The following is a 19,182-nucleotide window of genomic DNA, read 5'->3' on the forward strand; positions in this document are numbered from 1 at the left end:
CGATCCATGTTCAAGCCGTTCATTGCCACCCTCGTCACCAGCGTGTCCATGGTGGGTGCGTTCGCGCAGCAGGCGCCCGATGCCTTCGTGAAGGACCTGGCCAACGACGTGGTGGACGCCGTGAAGGCGGACAAGGCCATCCAGGCTGGCGACATCAGCAAGATCAATGCGCTGGTGGACACCCGCGTGATGCCGCACGTCAACTTCGAGCGCATGACCTCGCGCGCCGTGGGCGAGCAGCGCTGGAATTCGGCCAGCGCCGACCAGAAGGCCAAGCTGCAGGCCGAGTTCAAGACGCTGCTGGTGCGCAGCTATGCCGGCGCCCTGCGCGAGGTGAAGCCCGCGACCACCGTGGCGTTGAAGCCCTTCCGCGGCGCGGCCACCGACAAGGAAGTGGAAGTGCAGACCGAGGTGCGCGGCGCCGGCCAGCCGGTGGCGCTGAACTACCGCCTGGAAAACGGCAACGGTGGCTGGAAGATCTATGACGTGAACGTGGCCGGCTTCTGGCTGGTGCCCAACTACACCAAGCAGTTCGCGCCCATCCTGCAGCAAGGCGGCGTGGACGGCCTGCTGGGCAAGCTCGGCGAGCTGAACAAGTCGGCCGCGGGCGCCAAGAGCTGAGGCCCGCATGCTGCCCCTGCCTTCGCGCCTGACCTTCCCCGACGCCTGCGGCGTGCTCACGCAGCTGGAATCGACGCTGGAATCCAAGCCGGCTGGCGTGTTGCAGATCGACGGGTCGGCACTGCAGGTGTTCGATTCGTCGGCCATCGCCGTGCTGCTGGAGTCGCGCCGCGCGGCCCTGGCGGCGGGGCACGGCTTCGAGGTCACCGGCCTGCCGGCTCCGCTGGTGGAGCTGGCGGGCCTGTATGGCGTGGCCGAGCTGCTTCAGCCGCCCGGCGCCGCGTAGCGCTTGGCGCGCAGGTTGCGCTTGATCTCCTGCAGCATCGGCCGCAGCTGCGGCCCCAGCCGCAGCGCCACGCCGGTGGTCAGGATGTCGATGATCAGCAGGTGCAGCAGCCGCGACACCATCGGGCTGTAGCGGTCGTGGTCTTCCGGGTGGTCGGCCGCCAGCAGCACCTGCTGGCTGGCGGTAGTCTGCTGGGCCAGCGGTGAATCGCTGGCCGTCACCACGATGGTGATGGCGCCCTTGCGGCGTGCGATCTCGGCCACGTCGATCAGGTCGCGGCTGCGGCCGGAGTTGCTGATGATCACCGCGCAGTCGCCGGGCTGCAGCATGGTGGCGCGCATCACCTGCACATGGCCGTCGCTCACCGCGGTGGCGTACACGCCCAGCCGGAAGAACTTGTGCTGGGCATCCTGGGCCACGATGCCCGAGTTGCCCACGCCATAGAACTCGATGCGCCGGCCTTCGCGCCCGGCCTGCGCCAGCGCCGCGATGGCCCGCTCGAAGGCATGGCTGGCGGCCGCGTTGCGGTAGTGCAGGAAGGCACTCACCGCGTTGTCGATCACCTTCACCACGATGTCGCCGGCCTTGTCGTCCTCGTCCACCGCGCGGTGCACGAAGGGCACGCCCTCGTTCACCGTGCCGGCCAGCTTGAGCTTGAAGTCGGCCAGGCCGTCATAACCCACGCTGCGGCAGAAGCGCACCACCGTCGGCTTGCTGACGTGGGCCCGCTCGGCCAGCTCGGTGACCGGCAGGCTGGAGAAACTGCGGGGATCGGCCAGCACCAGGCGCGCCACGCGCTGCTCGGCCGGCGGCAGCGCGGGAATCGAAGCCTTGATGCGGTCGAGCATCACTGTTCCTCGGCCCAGGCGTAGCCGTCGCGCGCCACCAGCGCGCTGGAAGCGGGCGGGCCCCAGCTGCCGGGGGCATAGGGGCGCGGGCCGCCATCGTCGCGGGCCCAGGCTTCCAGCACCGGCTCCACCCAGCGCCAGGCCTGCTCCTGCTCGTCGCTGCGCACGAAGAGGTTCAGCCGGCCGGCGATGGCGTCCAGCAGCAGGCGCTCGTAGGCGCCCACGCGCTCGCTGGAAAACGCCTTGTCGAAGTCCAGGTCCAGGAACACCGGCGACAGCGATTCGGCCTGGCCGGCGCCCTTGGCGGCCATCAGGTGCAGCTCCAGGCCGTCTTCCGGCTGCAGCTTGATCACCAGCTTGTTGGCCACGTTGGCACCCGGGAAGATGGGATGCGGCACCGGCCTGAAGTTGACGACAATCTGCGCATCGCGCGCGGCCAGCCGCTTGCCGGTGCGCAGGTAGAAGGGCACGCCGGCCCAGCGCCAGTTCTGGATCTCGGTGCGCAGCGCCACGAAGGTCTCGGTGCGGCTGCCGGCAGGCACCTTGTTCTCCTCCAGGTAGCCGGGCACGGGCTTGCCGCTGACGATGCCGCCGCGGTACTGGCCGCGCACCACGTCGCGCACCACGCTGTCGGGCGTGAAGGGCTTGAGCGAGCGCAGCACCTTCAGCTTCTCGTCGCGGATGGCGTCGGCGTCGTTGCTGGCGGGCGGCTCCATCGCCACCATGGTCAGCAGCTGCAGCGCATGGTTCTGCACCATGTCGCGCAGGGCGCCGGTCTGGTTGTAGAACTCGCCGCGGGTGCCCACGCCGATCTCCTCGGCCAGCGTGATCTGGATGTTGGCGATGCTCTCGCGGCGCCACAGCGGCTCGAACAGCGCATTGCCGAAGCGCAGCGCCGACAGGTTCTGCACCGAGGGCTTGCCCAGGTAATGGTCGATGCGCAGCGCCTGCTGCTCGGTGAACGAAGCGGCCACCGCGCGGTTGATCTCCTGTGCGCTGGCCAGGTCGTGGCCCAGCGGTTTTTCCAGCACCACGCGCACGTTCGGGCCGTTGAGCTGGGCCGCGCCCAGTTGCGCGCAGATCTGCGTGAACAGGTGCGGGCTGGTGGCCAGGAACAGCACCACGGTGTCGGCCGGCGTGGTGCGGCCTTCCTCGGCGGTGGGCTGCTCGATCCAGCGCTTCAGGCCGGCGTAGTGCTCGGGCTGCGACAGGTCCATGCGCCGGTAGTGCAGCAGCTGGGCAAAGCGGTCGAACTCGGCATCGGTCGGGCGCTTGGCGCTTTCCACCTCGTTGAAGCGCTCGCGGATGAAGTCGCGGTAGGCGTCGTCGCTGCGCTCGTCGCGGGCCACGGCCAGGATGCGGCCGCCGGCCGGCAGCTTGCCATGGCGGAAGGCCTGGAACAGCGCAGGCATCAGCTTGCGCCAGGTGAGGTCGCCGGTACCGCCAAAGAGCACGAGATCGAAGGACATGGCTCGCAGATGTAATTAAGTTACGGTGCGAACTATGACGCGGTTTCTTGGGGCGGTCAAATCCGCTGGGTCTGGCGGCGCATGGGGTTTGTACGGTGTGCCAAGCGGCAAAAACGCACGGTTTCATGGCTAGGATGCATTTTTGCGTTTATGACATTGCGATGAATCTCAGCCATAAGATCGCCCGTACCCTGCGCCGCACCGCCGGCTTGGCGCTGTTCGCCGCCACCGGCGCCTACGCCCAGCAAGGGCAGGTCAATGTCATCTGCTCAGTGCAGGCCGAGTGGTGCAACATGATCCAGACGGTGTTCACCAAGTCGACCGGCATCAAGGTGAACATCGTGCAGAAGGGCTCCGGCGAGGCGCTTGCGCAGCTGATCGCCGAGCGGGCCAACCCCAAGACCGACATCTGGTTCGGCGGCACCGGCGACCCGCACCTGCAGGCAGCGGAGCAGGGCCTGACGCTGGAGTACAAGTCGGCCGCGCTGCCGCAGCTGTATCCCTGGGCGCAGCAGCAGGCCGAGCAATCGGGCTGGCGCACGGTGGGCGTCTACTCGGGGCCGCTGGGCTTCGGCTACAACACCGAGCTCATCGCCAAGAAGAAGCTGCCTGTGCCGCGCAGCTGGGCCGACCTGCTCAGGCCCGAGTACAAGGGCGAGATCCAGGTGGCCAACCCGGCGTCCAGCGGCACGGCCTACACCATGATCGCCACGCTGGTGCAGCTGATGGGCGAGGATCCGGCCTTCGACTACCTGAAGCAGCTGCACAGGAACATCGGCCAGTACACCCGCAGCGGCACCGGCCCCATCAAGGCCGCTGCGCGCGGCGAGACCACGGTGTCCATCAGCTTCGTGCATGACGCACCGGCCGAGAAGATGCAGGGCTTTCCGGTGGAGACGGTGACACCTTCGGAGGGCACCGGCGCCGAGATCGGGTCCATGTCCATCATCAAGGGCTCGCGCAACCTGGAGGCGGCCAAGAAGTTCTATGAATGGGCGCTCACGCCGCAGGCCCAGCAGTTCGGCGCGGCGGCCAAGCAGTTCCAGCTGCCTTCCAACAAGGCCACGCCGGTGGACCCGCGGGTGCCCGACTTCCAGAAGATCAAGCTCATCAAGTACGACTACAAGAAGTACGGCGCCAGCGCCGAACGTCGGCGGCTGATCGCGCGCTGGGAGAAGGACGTCAACTCGCTGCCGCGCTGACCGCCCGGTGATGAGCAAGCTCCAAGCCGCGCGCACCGGGCGCGTGTTGGCGCTGTGGTGCGCGCTGGGTGTGGCCGCCTTCGTGCTGCTGCCCTGGTACCTGCCGCAGAACCTCTCCTTGCTGCAGTCGATCGGCGGTATGTTCGGCGGTACAGACACCGCCAGCGGCGCGGTGCACGCGCTGCGGCATGGCCGGCCCTGGCTGCTCATCGGCGCCTTTGGCCTGTTGATGGCGGCGGTTTCGCTCGTGCTGCCCGCCGGCCGCGCGCAGGGCCGAGGGCTGGTGCTGGGCGCTGCGCTGGGCTTGGCGGGCCTGCTGGCCAGCGGCTTCGCCATCGGCGCCACCGGCTGGGCCTTCGAGGCCTTGAACACCCGCTTCGGCGAGCTGCCGCAGGGCCAGTACGGCATCGGCCTGGGCGGCGCACTGGTGCTGCTGAGCCTGCTGGTGCTGCTGGGCGCGGGCCTGGCGCGCATGGGCGCCTTCCGCGGCGACGTGTTCGTGGCCGCGGCCGTGGTGTTCTGCGGTGCGTTGCTGGCGCTGTTCGTGGCACTGCCGGTGCTGCGCGCGCTGTCGGGCGCGGCGTTCACCGAGGATGGCGAGCTGTCCGCGCAGGCCATCGTCGAGCGCATCGGCAACGAGCGCGTGTGGGGCCTGGGCTGCCTGGCTGGCGGCGGGCGCTGCGGCGTCGCCTGGAACACGCTGTGGCTGGCGCTGCTCACGGCCGCGGGCACCACGGTGATGGGCACCGCCATCGCGCTGCTGTCCGAGCGTGGCGCGCGCCGGCTGGGCAAGCCGCTGAACGTGCTGGCCTTGCTGCCCATCATCACGCCGCCCTTCGTGGTGGGCCTGGGGCTGATCCTGCTGTTCGGCCGCGCGGGGCTGGCCAACCAGTTCATGGAATGGGCCTTCGGCATCGAGCCCACGCGCTGGTTCTACGGCGTGTTCGGCATCTGGCTGGCGCAGATGTTCGCCTTCACGCCCATCGCCTTCATGATCATGCGCGGCGTGGTGCAGGGCATCGCGCCCTCGCTCGAAGAAGCCGCGCAGACCCTGCGCGCCAGCCGCACCCGCACCTTCATGACGGTGACGCTGCCGCTGCTCAAGCCCGGGCTGGCCAATGCCTTCCTGGTGGGCTTCATCGAGAGCATCGCGGACTTCGGCAACCCCATCATCGTGGGCGGGCAGTACGCGGTGCTGTCCACCGAGATCTTCTTCGCCATCGTGGGCGCGCAGTACGACCAGGGCCGCGCCGCCTCGCTGGCGCTGATCCTCACCGTGTTTGCCTTGGCGGTGTTCGTGCTGCAGCGCAAGGTGCTGGGCACGGCCAGCTACACCACCGTGTCGGGCAAGGGCGACGCAGGCCTGCCCATGCCGCTGCCCACGCCGGTGCGCCGCAGCGTGATGGCGCTGGCGCTGCCCTGGCTCGCCTTCACCGTGGTGGTGTACCTGTTCGCCTTCGCCGGGGGCTTCGTGCAGACCTGGGGGCGCGACTACACGCCCACGCTGGCGCACTTCCGCACCGCCTTCGACCTCCAATGGGGCGAGCACGGCCTGGTGTGGGCCGGCAGCGCCTGGAACTCGCTGTTCACCACGCTGAAGCTGGCTGGCGTGGCCGCGCCGGTGTGTGCCTTCATCGGGTTGCTGATCGCCTGGCTGCTGGCGCGCACGCAGTTCCGCGGGCAGGGCGCGTTCGAGTTCGGCGCGCTGCTGGCCTTCGCGATCCCCGGCACGGTGCTGGGCGTGAGCTACGTGCTGGCCTTCAACGTGCCGCCTTTCGAGCTGACGGGCACCGGCCTGGTCATCGTGCTGTGCTTCGTGTTCCGCAACCTGCCGGTGGGCGTGCGGGCGGGCACGGCGGCCTTCAAGCAGCTCGATCCCTCGCTGGACGAAGCCTCGGCCGTGCTGCGCGCCGGCACCTTCACCACGCTGCGCCGGGTGGTGCTGCCGCTGCTCAAGCCCGCGCTGGTGGCGGCGCTGGTCTATAGCTTCGTGCGCTCGATGACCACGGTGTCGGCCGTGATCTTCCTGGTGACGGCCGAGAACGAGCTGGCCACCACCTACATCATCGGCCGCGTCGGCAACGGCGACTACGGCGTGGCGCTGGCCTACTGCACCGTGCTCATCGTGCTGATGTCGCTGGCCACCGCATTGATCCAGGCGCTGGTCGGCGAGCGCAAGCTCGGCCGCCGCGCCGCCTGAAAGAGCACTGCTATGAACGGCATCGAATTCCGCAACGTCAGCAAGCGCTATGGCGCGCCCGGCACGCCGCTGGTGGTGCAGGGCATCAGCTTCACGGTGCCCAAGGGCACGCTGACCACCATCCTCGGGCCCTCGGGCTGCGGAAAGACCACCACGCTGCGCATGATCGCCGGGCTGGAGACGCCGACCGGCGGGCAGATCCTGATCGACGGCCAGGACGTGACCACGCTGGGCCCGGCCGAGCGCAACGTGAGCATGGTGTTCCAGAGCTATGCGCTGTTTCCGCACATGAGCGTGATCGAGAACGTCGGCTACGGCCTGAGCGTGAGCGGCGTGCCGCGCACCGAGCAGCTGCAGCGCGCACGCATCGCGCTGCAGACGGTGGGCCTGACCGGTTATGACGACCGGCTGCCCAGCGCGCTGTCGGGTGGCCAGCAGCAGCGGGTGGCGCTGGCGCGTGCGCTGGTGCTGGAGCCGGCGGTGCTGCTGTTCGACGAGCCGCTGTCCAACCTCGATGCACGGCTTCGCCGCTCGATGCGCGAGGAGATCCGCAGCCTGCAGCAGCGGCTGAAGCTCACCGTGGCCTACGTGACGCACGACCAGGCCGAGGCGCTGGCGGTGAGCGACCAGATCATCGTGATGGACGGCGGGGTGGTGGCGCAGGCCGGCACGCCGCAAGCGCTGTACGAGCTGCCGGCCACCGAGTTCGTGGCCGGCTTCATGGGCGAGGCGATGCTGTTCCCGGCCACTGCCGCGCTGGACGGCACGGTGGCGCTGGGGCCGCTGCGCTTTGCATCGCGCCACCCGGTGGCGGCCGGCGCGGTGCAGGTGGCGGTGCGGCCCGAGGCCTGGGCGCTGGGCGACCTGCCCGGCGAGCCGGGCCACACGCTGGCCGGCACGGTGAGCAAGAGCGCCTACCTCGGCAGCGTGCTGGAGGTGACGCTGGCCACCGAGCTGGGCGACATCTTCGTGGTGACGCCGCAGGTGGAGCGCGGCTGGCGCCCCGGCGAGGCGGCCTGGCTGCGGCTGCAGGGCCATGGCGTGTCGGTGGTGGCCGCGGGCACGTAACACGCTTGACGCAGGGTGCGGCCACAGTCGGGTTTTAATGACGCCAAGGCGCCGCTGGCGCGCCAGGAGCGAATCACCATGAACCAGCTCGATCAACTCAAGCAATTCACCACCGTCGTCGCCGACACCGGCAACTTCAAGCAGCTCGCGCAGTTCACCCCGCGCGACGCCACCACCAATCCGTCGCTGATCCTCAAGGCCGTGCAGCATGCGGACTATGCGCCGCTGCTGCAGGAAGCCGTGGCCGCGCACCGCGCCGAGCCGCTGGCCGACATCGTGGATGAAGTGCTGGTGCGCTTCGGCCAGGAGATCCTGAAGGTGGTGCCCGGCCGCGTCAGCACCGAGGTGGACGCGCGCCTGAGCTTCGACATGGCCTGCACCATCGCCCGCGGCCGCCGCCTCATCCAGCTGTACGAGCGTGCCGGCATCGGCCGCGACCGCGTGCTGATCAAGGTGGCCGCCACCTGGGAGGGCATCCAGGCGGCCAAGGCGCTGGAGCACGAAGGCATCCACTGCAACCTGACGCTGCTGTTCTCCTTCTGCCAGGCCGTGGCCTGCGGCGAAGCCGGCATCACGCTGATCTCGCCCTTCGTCGGCCGCATCTACGACTGGTACAAGAAGCAGGCCGGCACCGGCTGGGACGAAGCCGCGATGGCCGGCGCCAACGACCCGGGCGTGCAGTCGGTGAGCCAGATCTACACCTACTACAAGCACTTCGGCATCGAGACCGAAGTGATGGGCGCCAGCTTCCGCAACGTGGGCCAGATCACCGCGCTGGCCGGCTGCGACCTGCTCACCATCAGCCCAGAATTGCTCGCCCAGCTGCAGGCGGGTGATGCGCCCGTGGCCCGCCGGCTCGATGCCGCCGCGGCCCAGGCGGCCAGCATCCATGCAGTGACGTACAACGAACCCGAATTCCGCTACGCACTGAACGAGGACGCGATGGCCACCGAAAAACTCGCCGAAGGCATCCGCGGCTTTGCCGCCGACGCCATCAAGCTGGACAAGCTGATCGAGGAGCTGCGCAAATGAGCACGGCCCCCCGCTGCGACCGCACCGTGGCCTGGGGTGCGCTGAAGGGCCACTTCGAGGCCCATGGCCGCGACCTGGATCTGCGCGAGGCCTTCGCCCGCGACCCGGGCCGCTTCGCCAGCTTCGCGGTGCAGGCGCCGCAGGTATTCGCCGACCTGTCGAAGAACCGCTGGGACCTGGCCACCCGCCAGCTGCTGCTCGACCTGGCGCGCGAATGCGGCCTGGAAGCCCGCCGCGACGCGATGCTGGCCGGCGAGCCGATCAACACCACCGAAGGCCGCGCCGTGCTGCACACCGCGCTGCGTGCACCGGCCGGCCAGGGCCCCTTCAGCACCGAGGTGCACGAGGTGCTGAACCGCATGCTGGCCTATGCCGAGACGGTGCGCGACACCGCGGCCAGCGGCATCCGCCATGTGGTGAACATCGGCATCGGCGGCAGCGACCTGGGGCCGCAGATGGTGGTGCCGGCGCTGGACGCCTTCGTGCACCCGGCCATCACCATGCATTTCGTGAGCAACGTGGACGGCCACGACATCACGCCGGTGCTGCGCGGGCTGAAGCCGGCCGAGACGCTGTTCATCATCGCCTCCAAGACCTTCACCACGCAGGAGACGATGGCCAATGCGCAGGTGGCGCGCGACTGGTTCGTGGCCAACGGCGGCACCGACGTCGACAAGCACTTCGTGGCCACCACCACCAACATCGAGGCCGCGGCCAAGTTCGGCATCGGCACTACCTTCGGCTTCTGGGACTGGGTGGGCGGGCGCTATTCGCTGTGGAGCGCCATCGGCCTGCCCATCGCCATCGCCATCGGCTCGGAGCATTTCCGCGCGCTGCTGGCCGGCGCGCATGCAATGGACCGTCACTTCGCCACCGCGCCGCTGAACGAGAACCTGCCCGCCCTGCTGGGCCTGCTGGACGTCTGGTACCGCAACTTCCACGGCTTTTCCAGCCGCAGCGTGGCGCCTTACCACCAGGGCCTGAAGCGCCTGCCCGCCTACCTGCAGCAGCTGGAGATGGAAAGCAACGGCAAGCAGGTGGACCTGGCCGGCGAGCCGCTGCCCTTCGGCACCAGCCCGGTGGTATGGGGCGAGCCCGGCACCAACGGCCAGCATGCCTACTTCCAGATGCTGCACCAGGGCACCGACGTGATCCCGGTGGAATTCATCGCGGTGAAGACGCCCACCCATGCCCATGCCGACCTGCACCGCAAGCTGCTGGCCAACTGCCTGGCGCAAAGCCAGGCGCTGATGCTGGGCAAGACCACCGACGCCGCCCTGGGGGAGAAGGCGCCCACCGCCTCGGCGGAGCTGGACGCGGAAACGGTGGCCCGCCACCGCACCTTCCCCGGCAACCGGCCCAGCATCACGCTGGTGTTGGACCGGCTGACACCTGAATCGCTGGGTGCGCTGATCGCGCTGTACGAGCACCGGGTGTTCACCAGCGGCGTGGTGTGGGGCATCAACAGCTTCGACCAATGGGGCGTGGAACTGGGCAAGGCCTTGTGCAACGACCTGCTGCCTCGCCTGTCCAGTGGCGAGACGCAAGGGCTTGATGGCTCCACCGCCGGCTTGCTGAAGAGGCTTACCGCGGCATGAGCGAAGCGCGATCCACGATCGACACGGTGGTGTGGGACTTCGGGGCGGTGCTGTTCCGCTGGCGGCCGCGGGTGCTGCTGGCGGCCAGCCTGCCCAGCCGCGTGAAGGACGACATCAGCGCCGCGCACTGGCATGAGCAGTTCTTCCAGAGCTTCGGCGGCGACTGGGCCGAGTTCGACCGCGGCACGGTGGAAGTGCCCGAGCTGGCCCGCCGCATCGCCCGGCGCACCGGCCTGAGCGAGGCCGAGGCGCTGGCCGTGATCGACGCCGTGCCGCACGAGCTGCAGCCGCTGCCGGACACCGTGGCGCTGCTGCACGGCCTGCATGAGCGCGGCCTGAGGCAGTTCTACCTGTCCAACATGCCGGCGCCCTATGCGGACCACCTGGAGCGCGAGTACGCCTTCGTGCGCGACTTCCAGGATGGGCTGTTCAGTGGCCGGGTGCAGCTGATCAAGCCCGACGCCGCGATCTTCGCGCTGGCCGAATCCACCTTCGGGCTGGTGCCTGAGCGCACGGTGTTCATCGACGACCATCCGAAGAACGTCGAAGCCGCCCGTGCGCGTGGCTGGCAGGCCGTGCTGGCCACCAATGGCCCGGCCATCCGCCAGGGCCTGGTGGAGCTGGGCCTGGTGGCGTAGTCAGGCCGCGGCGCTGCGCGCCCGCGTGCGGGCCCGGCGCCACTGCCGCGGCGAGCTGAAGCCGGCCGCCTCGCTGGCCGCCTGCACGGCCAAGCCGCTGCGCAGCGCTTCCTGCGCGAGTGCGCTGCGCACCTGTTCCACGTAGGCCCGCGGCGAGGTGCCGACGAACTCGCGGAACAACCGGCCCAGGTGGCGCGGCGTCACATGCGCCACCCGGGCCATGGCCTCGGCCGACCAGGGCGCGCCGGGCTTGTCGCAGATGGCGTCCTGCACCCGGTGCAGCGCGGGATGCAGGTGGTTGCGGCCGCTGAGCAGCGGCGACAGCTCCGGGTCGTCCGCACCGCGGCGCAGGTACATCACCATGTTGCGTGCGATGGCGCTGGCCGTGGCCTCGCCGCATTCCCGCGCCACCAGGTGCAGCGCCAGGTCGATGCCGGCGGTGATGCCCGCGCTCGATGCCACCGGGCCCTGCTCCACGAAGACGCGGTTGCCCACCACGTCGGCCGCAGGCGCCAGGCTGCGCAATACATCCACCACCTCATGGTGCGTGGTGCAGCGCTGGCCGGGCCGCAGCAGGCCGGCATCGGCCGCCAGCAGCGCACCGGCGCAGATGGTCACGAGGCCGGCGCCGGCCTGTGCATCGCCACCGGTGGGCAGGGCGCTGCCCAGTGCAGGCGCGATCACCTGCGCCAGCCACTGCCGGGTGGTGAACCACTCGGGCGCCTGCAGCATCGGCCGCTCCGAAGGCTGGCCCATCAACACCACCCAGGTGGGGCCGGCCAACCGAGCCGGCAGCGGTTCCACTGCGGCCAGGGCCAGGCCCACCGAGCTGTCGGGCCGCCGCGCCGGGCCTACGAAGCGCAGGTGGAAGCGCGGCGGCTGGCCCAGCCGCTGCAGCCGCTGGTTGGCCATGCGCAGGGCCTCGGCCGGGCCTGCCAGGTCCAGCAGCAAGGTGCCGGGCAGCACCACGAACCAGACCTCGACCATGGCCTCAGGCCGCGCGTTCCAGCGCCTGGGTCACGCTGCACAGCGTGGCGAAGCGGCCGGCCAGCACGGTCTCGGTGCGCTCGCGGATGGCCGCCGCGCCGAGGGTTGCGCCGGCGGGCGTGGTCATGTCGAAGGTGAGGGTGGCCTCGCCGACGAAGTCCACCTCCCAGCCTTCATCGGAGGCATGGCGGGTGGTGGTCTCGCAGCACTGCTCGGTGCGGATGCCGGCCACGATCAGGCGGCGGATGCCCTGCTGGTGCAGCCACACGGGCAGGCCGGTGCCCACCAGCGCGCTGTGGCGGTGCTTGTGCACCGTCAGCGCGCCGTCGAACGGCGCCAGGCCATCCAGCGGGCGGATGTGGCCGCTGGCCAGGGCAAAGGGGTTGTCGGCGCTGTCGGGGCCGTCGGTGTGGAACACCCGCACCACCGGAATGCCGCGGGCCATCGCGCCTTGCAGCAGGGCGTTGGTGGCGGTCAAAAACGGCTGTGCGGCTGCTTCCTGCCAGTAGGGCCGGTGGCGGAAGGATTGCTGGACGTCGATCAGGAGCAGGGCGGTGTGCATGGCAGCGGTCTCGGGGGTGGAAGGTGCTGCCATCGTGCCGGCGCATCAGCCGGTGCGCAGTGTCGCCGATGGACCGGTTGCGGTCGTTTCCGGACATGGCAGCACCAGCGCACGGGCGATCGCCTCGGCATTCATCTGTGCCCAGCGTGCGTACTGCACCGGGCCCGGATGGAAGCGGTCCTGCGACATCTCCCGCGGGTCGGCCCAGTGAAGCGACAGGTAGCGCAGCCTGCCTTCCTTCTCGCAGAAGTACTGCAGCTCCTGGTCCAGCCGGCGGGCGCACTGGCCCAGGTACCAGCGCAGCGGCTGCGGTGCGGCGGGCAGCTGGTGCAGCGGCGGCACGCCCGAGACGATGCCGATGCGCGCACCGGTACGGCGCCGCACGTCGCGCAGCAGCTGCTTGTACTGGCGCACGAACAGGGCGGGCGGGGTCTGCGAGGTGACGTCGTTGACGCCCAGCGCCGAGACGATCACGTCGGCCGGCTGCAAGGGCACGGTGCGCAGGAATTGACGCGCCTGCACCGTGTCCAGGCCGGAGCGGGCGGCCAGCTGCCAATGCACGGTACAGCCGGTGCGCTGCGCCAGGGCCACGGCGATGGGCCCGGCCAGCGCCTCCTGCTGGTGCTCCACCCCGACGCCGGCCGCCGACGAATCGCCGATCACCAGCACCCGCACCTCGCGGTCGCCGGGCGTGCCGGCCACCACGCCGCTGCGCTCGCCTTCCGGCTCCGGCAGCCGCAGCGCGGTGCGCCGCAGTCGGCTGCCCTGCCACAGCAGGGCGGGTGCGAGGGTGGCCTTGTAGAGCAACAGCATGGCGCGAAGTATGGCGCGCCAGGGACTGGTGTCTACGGCCTGCGTGCGGCGGGCCCGTCGCCGGTGCCCGCCTCCAGCCGGTATCCCATGCCGCGCAGCGTGTGGATCAGCGGCTGGGCTTGGCCATCGTCGATCTTGCTGCGCAGCCGGCGGATGTACACGTCCACCACGTTGGTCAGCGGATCCTCGTGGGTACCCCAGACGTTGGCCAGGATGCGCTCGCGGCTGAACAGGCGCCCGGGCGCGGACATCAGCAGCTCCAGCAGCGCCAGCTCGCGGGCGGTGAGCTGCAGCGGCTGGCCGGCGCGGCTGGCGCGCATGGTGTCGCGGTCCAGCACCAGGTCGGCCACTACCAGCCGCGGGGCCGGTGGCGGCGCCTGCTCGCGCGCCCGGCGGGCCAGGGCATCGATGCGGGCGAGCAGTTCGTCGAACTCGAAGGGCTTGACCAGGTAGTCGTCGGCGCCCAGCCGCAGCCCGGCCACGCGGTCCTCCAGGCCGCCCAGCGCGGTGAGCATCAGGATGGGCAGCTGCACGCCGGAAGCCCGCAGCGCCTGGCAGACCTCCAGCCCGCTCATGCCGGGCAGCATCACGTCCAGCAGCACCAGGGTCCGCGTGCCTTCGGCCTCGTCCTGGCGCGCGGCGTCCTGCGCCAGGGCCACGGCCTCGGGGCCGCTGGTGGCCAGCCGTGTGCGGTGGCCTTCGGCGCGCAGGCCCCGCTCCAGGAAGCCCGAGATGCGGGCATCGTCCTCCACGATGAGGATGTTCATTCGTTGTCCTTGGGCAAGGCGGGCAGCCGCAGCAGCGCGGTGGTGCCCTGGCCGGGCTGCGACTGCAGCGTGATCTGCCCGCCATGCGCGCGGGCCAGCGCGGCGCCGATGCCCAGGCCCAGGCCGGTGCCGTCGGCCCGGTGGCGGCGTGCGGCTTCGCCGCGGAAGTTGCGCTCGAACACGCGATGCAGCTCCAGCGGCGCGATGCCGATGCCCTGGTCGGCCACCTGCAGCAGCCAGTGCGCGGGCTCCTCGTCGCCGGCGGCGGCAGGCTGCCATGCCAGCGTGGCCTGCACCACGCCGCCGGGGTGGGAGTACCGCACCGCGTTGTCCAGCAGCAGGGCCGCCAGCTGGCGCAGCCGCGCGGCATCGCCCGTCACCGGCGCCGGCTGCGGCGGCAGCGTGGCCTGGATGCGCACGTCGCGCTCATAGGCCAGCGCGCGGGCCTGGGTCAAGGCTTCGGCCAGCGGCTGGCGCAGGTCGGTGGGCTGGCGGTTCAGGGCCAGTGCATCGATGTCGCTGCGCGCCATGGTGAGCAGGTCATCGATCACCAGCGCCAGGTCGCGCGAGGTGGCCACGATGCGCTGCAGCGCGGCCTTGTAGTCGGCCAGCGGCTTGTCGGCGCCGCGCAGCGTCACTTCCGCCTCGCCGCGGATGGCGGTGGTGGGCGTGCGCAGCTCATGGCTGATGTCGGCGAACAGCCGGCGCCGGCGCGCATCCACCTGCTGCAGGGCTTCCAGCGCGCCCTGCAGCTCGCCGGTGCGCGCATGCACCAGCGCTTCGAGCTCGTGGCGGGCGCGGGCTTCGCGCTCGCGGTGCTGCTGCAGCTCGGCGGCCATGCTGTTCACGCTGGCGGCCACGGCCGCGAACTCGTCGGCGCCACGGATGCGGATGCGGTGCTGCAGATCGCCGCGCTGCAGTGCGGCCGCGCCTTCGCCCAGGCTTGCCAGCGGCTGCCGCAGCGCGCGGGTGAAGTGCGCGCCCAGCAGCAGCGCGGCCAGGGCCAGCGTGGCCGCGGCGCCCAGCCACAGGCCGCGCATCCAGCGCAGGCTGGCATCGGCGGCGGCGCGCTCGCGCACCACGGCGGCCGATTCGCGCTCGATGCTTTCGCGCAGCAGGCTGCGCAGGTCGCGGCCCCGCGAGATGTCGAACAGCTGCGACAGCGCGGCCCAGGCCGCACGCGCATCGGTGCCCGGCACCAGCGGCCGGGCGCTGTCCACCGCGGCCTGCAGGTCGTGCAGGCTGAGGCTCAGCACCTCCAGTGCATCCAGCCGCTGCAGGTGCTCGACGGGGTCGGCAGCATCGCCTTGGCCATCGAGTGCACGGGCGCGCTCGGCCAGGTGCTTCAGGCGCTCCAGGGTGTTGCGCATGTCGGCCTGCAGCCGGTCACGCTGGGCCGGGTCGGCGCCCGCATCGAGCTGCATCTGCGAGACCCAGGTTCGCAGCCGCTGCTTGCTGGCCGAGAGTTCGACGAAGCCGAGCTGGATGTCGCTGACCACGCGGCCGCGCTGCACCTGCCTGTCGGCCACGCCGAGCGCCCACAACGCAAGCACGCCTTCCAGCACCGCGGCGGCGGCCAGCAGGGCGAGGGCGATGGTCAGGCGCTGGCGGAACGGCATAGGCGCCGGATTCTCGGGCGCCACCGGCATGCGCTGCATGAACGCCAGATGAACGCGGCGCACTGTCATCTGCGGTTCATGAACGGTTCAGGCGCTGCTCATCGGGGCTTCATGCCAGGTTCAGTGCAGGCGGCTGCAATGAGGGCATCCCAACCCACCAGGAGCCGACATGCAACCTGCACCGAACCTGATCACCACGCCTTGGCGCGCCGCGGCCGCGGCTGCCCTGGCCCTGGCGGCCGCCCTGCCGGCAGCGGCCAAGGTGCCGGTGGTCAACACCACCATCAACGAGGCCGAGGTGCTGGCCGCCCAGCAGGCCTGGGGCGAGGCGCTGGTGGCCATCGGCAAGGCGCATGAGACGCAGGGGCCGGCCGCGGCGCGCGCACTGGCCGGCCAGGTGATCGACAGCGCCTACGGCTACCAGTTCGGGCCGGTGCTGTTCAAGCCCACACTGACGGTGGCGCCGCAGACCTTCCGCATCACCCGCGAAGGCGCGCTGGCGTACTTCGTGGGCGGCGACGCGGCCTATCCGCAGGACACCGGCTTCGCGCTGAAGGGCTGGCGACAGGTGGAGGTGCGCAACGCGGCCATGTTCATCGCGGCCGACACGGCGACCACCATGGGCCACGTCACCTTCACCGACCGCGACGGCAAGCGCACCACGGTGGACAAGACCTGGAAGTTCCTCAAGGACGACAGCGGCAAGCTGCGCATCGTGGTGCACCACTCGTCGCTTCCCTACGTCGGGCCCTGAGGCTGTGGGTCGAGGCTGACGAATACGCCGGCCTCGTGCTGGCCGGCTGCCGCGGCCATCGACATGAAATGCTTGAGCGCCCGCAGCGAGGCATCGTCCTGTGGCGCGCTGGCCATGTCGGCATCCACCCGCGGTGCATGCCGGTCGTCCAGGTAGCCCAGCGCACCGGCCAGCAGCCGGGCCTGCGTGGGCAGCAGGCTGCCCGCATGCAGCGCCAACTGCAGCAACTGGCTGGAGGTGACGACGGTGCGGCCGCTGAAGCGCCCACCCCAGCGCCGGCGCAGCGGCCGCCGCAGCTCGTAGTGGCGGTGCAGCGGGCGCAGCCTGTCCACTTCGCGGCCATCGGCCTGCGGCGCCTGCAGGCCGGCCAGCAGGCCACGGGCGGCCGGCGCGTCCAGGTCGTCGGGCAAGCGCTGCAGCAGCCAGTGCTCGGCCGCGGCGGTGATGGGGTGGCGGATGACGCCGGCGCATCCCAGGTCGCGCAGGCCCAGGTGAAAGGGGCAGTGCCGGCAGGCCTGCGACAGCTCGGCCAGCGTGCCGTCGCGTGGTGGCGCGGGGGCGTGCTGGGCGGCGATGCGCAACTCCATCAGCCGGCCATCGCCCAGCCGCTGACGTGCCGCGCAGGGCAGGGATGCACAGAAATGGACGGCCATGGCGCCTCCAACGGTGGCAACTGCCGGGGGCATCGGAACCACTATCGTCAACACCGAGGCCGCCCTGTTCGCCTGGACGGTGGCGTGGATCTCTTGTACCCAGTGCGGGCCAGGGCCGGTTTGCGTTGGATCAAGCCGCGCCGGCCGGCGTGTGGATGTGGGCGAACAGCAGCATGTCGTGGAAGCGCCCGCCCCAGCGCGCACCGTCGCGCAGGCGGCCTTCCTGCTCGAAGCCCAGCCGCCGCAGCAGGGTGATGGAGGGCTGGTTGTCGGGATGCACGATGGCTTCGATGCGGTGCAGCTGCCGGTGCTCGTGGCCCCAGCCGATGGCGGCCTGCAGGGCTTCGTGCATCAGGCCGGCGCCCTGATGGCGGGGCAGCAGCTCATAGCCGATGGTGCACTGACGCCAGCCGGCGTTCCAGCCGAACAGGCCGCAGGTGCCGATGAGCCGGTCGTCCTCCCGCAGGCACAGGCCCCAGCGCGTCCCGGGATGCCGCAACGTGCAGTAGCCGGTCAGTGGCGTGGCTCATCATCAGCCCATCGGCGTGTAAAGCTCCACCGACATGCCGTCCGGGCAGCGCAGGTAGGAAACGGTCTGGCCCCACGGCTTGCGCTGTGGCGCGGCCAGCTCGGTGGCGCCTGCCGTCAGGGCGACTGCATGCGCGACGGGCACGTCGTCGGTGGCCAGGGCGATCTCGAAGCCCAGCGGTTGCGGGGAACTGTGGGCCGCGACATGGCCCCCTGGGAAGTTCGCGTGCCCCAATGCGTGATCGGCGAACGCCAGCGTGGTGCTGCCGGTGTCGAGCTCGCCGTAGGTGCCTGACTCGTGCAGGAAGCGGCGGCGCAGTCCGAAGGCTCGCTCGAAGAAGTGCAGCGAGGCCGCGACGTCAGGAACGTAGAGGATGGTGTAAGCGAGTCTCATGCGGGTTGGGCTCCAGGCCGATGGCCACCAGCAGCCCCAGGTGCTGAAACAGCAGGCCCAGGCACAGGCCCGCGAAGAGCGTGTGCGCCATGTACAGCCCGCGCACGAGGCGTGTCGACGCCAGCAGTGCGGTGCGGGCATGGGCCAGCAGGTCGGCCGGGTGCCGCCAGGCCATGACGGCCAGCGCGGCGATGCAGAAGAGGGCGCAGGTGGTGGCCTGCCGTGCCAGTCCCACCTTCGGCCGGACAGCGCCGCTCACGCCGCCGCCTTGCACACCGCCTCGATGGCATGGCCGGCCGGGTCGATGACGAAGGCGGCGTAGTAATGCTCGCCGTAGTCGGGGCGCAGGCCCGGCGGGCCGTTGTCACGGCCGCCGTGGGCCAGCGCGGCGGCGTGGAAGGCCTGCACCGCGGCGCGTGTGGTGGCGCTGAAAGCCAGGTGGAAGCCCGGGCCCGGCGCGCTGGCACCGGGCCGCAGCTTCAGGCACAGCAGGTCTTCGCCGTCATGGAAGCCGTAGCCAATGGCCTCGTCGTCCTCGAACACCCGGCGCAGGCCCAGCGCGCCCAGGGCGGCGTCGTAGAAGTGGCCGGCCTGGGCCAGGTCGGCCACGCCGAAGGAGAGGTGGTGGAGCGGATGCATGGCCGCAGTGTGCCGGCCGCGCGGCCGGCGCTGACCGGCCGGTGCATCTTCACCGGGCGCCGTGTCAACCGGGCAGCGGCGGCTCGCTGCTGCCGTGCGCGTGATGCGGCAGCTGCGCATCCGACGGCGCCCAGGCGACGCGGTCCGCATGGAAGATCTCGCGCGTGGGCGGGCAGCGGTCGGGTTCATCCAGCGTGCCGGTGGTCAGCTCGATTTCACCGGCCGAGTCGGCGTGCTGGTAGCTCAGCGGGCTGCCGCAACGGGCGCAGAAGCCGCGTGTGACGCCGGGCGAGGAGTTGAACAAGGCAGGTGCACCCTGCAGCCACCGGAAGTGCTGGCGCGCCACCACCACCCAGCCCACGGGCGTGGCGCCGCTGGCCAGCCGGCAGCTGCGGCAGAAGCAGTTGCTGCTGGACAGCGGCAGGCCGTCGAAGCGGTAGCGCACGGCGCCGCACAGGCAGCCGCCTTCGAAGGTCGGGGTGGTTTGGGCAGCGGTCATCACGG

22 protein-coding genes are annotated in these 19,182 nt (G+C 70.7%); 9 read left to right on the forward strand and 13 right to left on the reverse strand.

The features are described 5' to 3' along the window. Positions 1-6: 6 nt before the first annotated feature. Together VO99_RS17160 and VO99_RS17165 are read left to right on the forward strand one after the other, a co-directional pair. Positions 7-621, forward strand: a complete 615-nt coding sequence (locus VO99_RS17160; protein ID WP_046114124.1) for an MlaC/ttg2D family ABC transporter substrate-binding protein — start codon at positions 7-9, stop codon at positions 619-621. A gap of 7 nt (positions 622-628) precedes the next feature. Then, positions 629-907: an STAS domain-containing protein gene (locus tag VO99_RS17165; RefSeq protein ID WP_046114125.1), complete on the forward strand. Its 279-nt coding sequence runs from the start codon at positions 629-631 to the stop codon at positions 905-907. Here VO99_RS17165 and VO99_RS17170 read toward each other — a convergent pair. After that, the gene (locus tag VO99_RS17170; RefSeq protein WP_046114126.1) at positions 886-1,755 is read right to left on the reverse strand and encodes a MurR/RpiR family transcriptional regulator; all 870 of its coding nucleotides are present in this window, start codon (positions 1,753-1,755) and stop codon (positions 886-888) included. The two genes, VO99_RS17165 and VO99_RS17170, sit on opposite strands and share 22 nt — an antisense overlap. Next, the gene (gene zwf / locus VO99_RS17175) at positions 1,755-3,224 is read right to left on the reverse strand and encodes a glucose-6-phosphate dehydrogenase (protein ID WP_046114127.1); all 1,470 of its coding nucleotides are present in this window, start codon (positions 3,222-3,224) and stop codon (positions 1,755-1,757) included. The genes VO99_RS17170 and zwf overlap by 1 nt, the downstream gene beginning before the upstream one ends. Positions 3,225-3,385: 161 nt before the next feature. Between zwf and VO99_RS17180 the strand changes: the two genes are divergently transcribed. The 6 genes from VO99_RS17180 to VO99_RS17205 all read left to right on the forward strand — a co-directional run bounded on the left by VO99_RS17180 (position 3,386) and on the right by VO99_RS17205 (position 10,962). Continuing rightward, the gene (locus tag VO99_RS17180) at positions 3,386-4,426 is read left to right on the forward strand and encodes an ABC transporter substrate-binding protein (protein WP_046114128.1); all 1,041 of its coding nucleotides are present in this window, start codon (positions 3,386-3,388) and stop codon (positions 4,424-4,426) included. Positions 4,427-4,436: 10 nt separating this feature from the next. Continuing rightward, positions 4,437-6,626 (forward strand): ABC transporter permease, encoded by a 2,190-nt coding sequence (locus VO99_RS17185; RefSeq protein ID WP_046114129.1) that lies wholly within the window; start codon positions 4,437-4,439, stop codon positions 6,624-6,626. Positions 6,627-6,638: 12 nt separating this feature from the next. Next, a complete protein-coding gene (locus VO99_RS17190) occupies positions 6,639-7,694 on the forward strand; it encodes an ABC transporter ATP-binding protein (protein ID WP_046114130.1) in 1,056 nt (351 codons plus the stop codon). 78 nt (positions 7,695-7,772) lie between these two features. Then, positions 7,773-8,726, forward strand: coding sequence for a transaldolase (tal, locus tag VO99_RS17195; RefSeq protein WP_046114131.1), 954 nt, complete (start codon positions 7,773-7,775; stop codon positions 8,724-8,726). Further along, positions 8,723-10,324 carry a glucose-6-phosphate isomerase gene (gene pgi, locus VO99_RS17200; protein WP_046114132.1) on the forward strand — a complete coding sequence of 534 codons (1,602 nt, stop codon included), beginning with the start codon at positions 8,723-8,725 and terminating at the stop codon, positions 10,322-10,324. The genes tal and pgi overlap by 4 nt, the downstream gene beginning before the upstream one ends. Then, complete coding sequence (locus VO99_RS17205) at positions 10,321-10,962, forward strand: HAD family hydrolase (RefSeq protein ID WP_046114133.1); 642 nt, start codon at positions 10,321-10,323, stop codon at positions 10,960-10,962. The genes pgi and VO99_RS17205 overlap by 4 nt, the downstream gene beginning before the upstream one ends. Here the strand turns inward: VO99_RS17205 and VO99_RS17210 are convergent, their stop codons facing one another. The 5 genes from VO99_RS17210 to VO99_RS17230 are packed head-to-tail and all read right to left on the reverse strand — an operon-like array spanning position 10,963 to position 15,779. After that, on the reverse strand, positions 10,963-11,949 hold the full coding sequence (locus tag VO99_RS17210) for a GlxA family transcriptional regulator (RefSeq protein ID WP_046114134.1): 987 nt from the start codon (positions 11,947-11,949) through the stop codon (positions 10,963-10,965). Positions 11,950-11,953: 4 nt separating this feature from the next. Continuing rightward, the gene (locus VO99_RS17215) at positions 11,954-12,511 is read right to left on the reverse strand and encodes a cysteine hydrolase family protein (RefSeq protein WP_046114135.1); all 558 of its coding nucleotides are present in this window, start codon (positions 12,509-12,511) and stop codon (positions 11,954-11,956) included. 45 nt (positions 12,512-12,556) lie between these two features. After that, positions 12,557-13,324: an SGNH/GDSL hydrolase family protein gene (locus VO99_RS17220; protein WP_046114136.1), complete on the reverse strand. Its 768-nt coding sequence runs from the start codon at positions 13,322-13,324 to the stop codon at positions 12,557-12,559. Between the two features lie 32 nt (positions 13,325-13,356). Further along, on the reverse strand, positions 13,357-14,091 hold the full coding sequence (locus tag VO99_RS17225) for a response regulator transcription factor (RefSeq protein WP_046114137.1): 735 nt from the start codon (positions 14,089-14,091) through the stop codon (positions 13,357-13,359). Continuing rightward, positions 14,088-15,779 (reverse strand): sensor histidine kinase, encoded by a 1,692-nt coding sequence (locus VO99_RS17230; protein ID WP_052736414.1) that lies wholly within the window; start codon positions 15,777-15,779, stop codon positions 14,088-14,090. The genes VO99_RS17225 and VO99_RS17230 overlap by 4 nt, the downstream gene beginning before the upstream one ends. 100 nt (positions 15,780-15,879) lie before the next feature. Here VO99_RS17230 and VO99_RS17235 point away from each other — a divergent pair, with 100 nt between their 5' ends. Continuing rightward, the gene (locus tag VO99_RS17235) at positions 15,880-16,464 is read left to right on the forward strand and encodes a metal-independent carbonic anhydrase family protein (RefSeq protein ID WP_046114138.1); all 585 of its coding nucleotides are present in this window, start codon (positions 15,880-15,882) and stop codon (positions 16,462-16,464) included. On the opposite strand, the gene VO99_RS17240 is transcribed toward VO99_RS17235, so the two are convergent. The 6 genes from VO99_RS17240 to VO99_RS17265 form a co-directional block, all read right to left on the reverse strand. Then, positions 16,449-17,117 (reverse strand): hypothetical protein, encoded by a 669-nt coding sequence (locus VO99_RS17240; protein ID WP_046114139.1) that lies wholly within the window; start codon positions 17,115-17,117, stop codon positions 16,449-16,451. The two genes, VO99_RS17235 and VO99_RS17240, sit on opposite strands and share 16 nt — an antisense overlap. Positions 17,118-17,247: 130 nt before the next feature. Further along, complete coding sequence (locus VO99_RS17245) at positions 17,248-17,616, reverse strand: GNAT family N-acetyltransferase (protein ID WP_052736415.1); 369 nt, start codon at positions 17,614-17,616, stop codon at positions 17,248-17,250. A gap of 33 nt (positions 17,617-17,649) precedes the next feature. After that, on the reverse strand, positions 17,650-18,039 hold the full coding sequence (locus tag VO99_RS17250; protein WP_046114140.1) for a VOC family protein: 390 nt from the start codon (positions 18,037-18,039) through the stop codon (positions 17,650-17,652). Continuing rightward, the gene (locus VO99_RS17255) at positions 18,005-18,298 is read right to left on the reverse strand and encodes a hypothetical protein (protein WP_157039606.1); all 294 of its coding nucleotides are present in this window, start codon (positions 18,296-18,298) and stop codon (positions 18,005-18,007) included. The genes VO99_RS17250 and VO99_RS17255 overlap by 35 nt, the downstream gene beginning before the upstream one ends. Further along, positions 18,295-18,678, reverse strand: a complete 384-nt coding sequence (locus VO99_RS17260; RefSeq protein WP_046114142.1) for a VOC family protein — start codon at positions 18,676-18,678, stop codon at positions 18,295-18,297. The genes VO99_RS17255 and VO99_RS17260 overlap by 4 nt, the downstream gene beginning before the upstream one ends. Positions 18,679-18,742: 64 nt before the next feature. Further along, entirely contained in the window at positions 18,743-19,177 is a 435-nt protein-coding gene (locus tag VO99_RS17265; protein ID WP_046114143.1) for a GFA family protein, read from the reverse strand. Between the last annotated feature and the right edge of the window lie 5 nt (positions 19,178-19,182).

This window comes from Aquincola tertiaricarbonis (assembly GCF_000969605.1).
In the GTDB taxonomy this organism is placed as follows: Bacteria; Pseudomonadota; Gammaproteobacteria; order Burkholderiales; family Burkholderiaceae_C; genus Aquincola; species Aquincola tertiaricarbonis.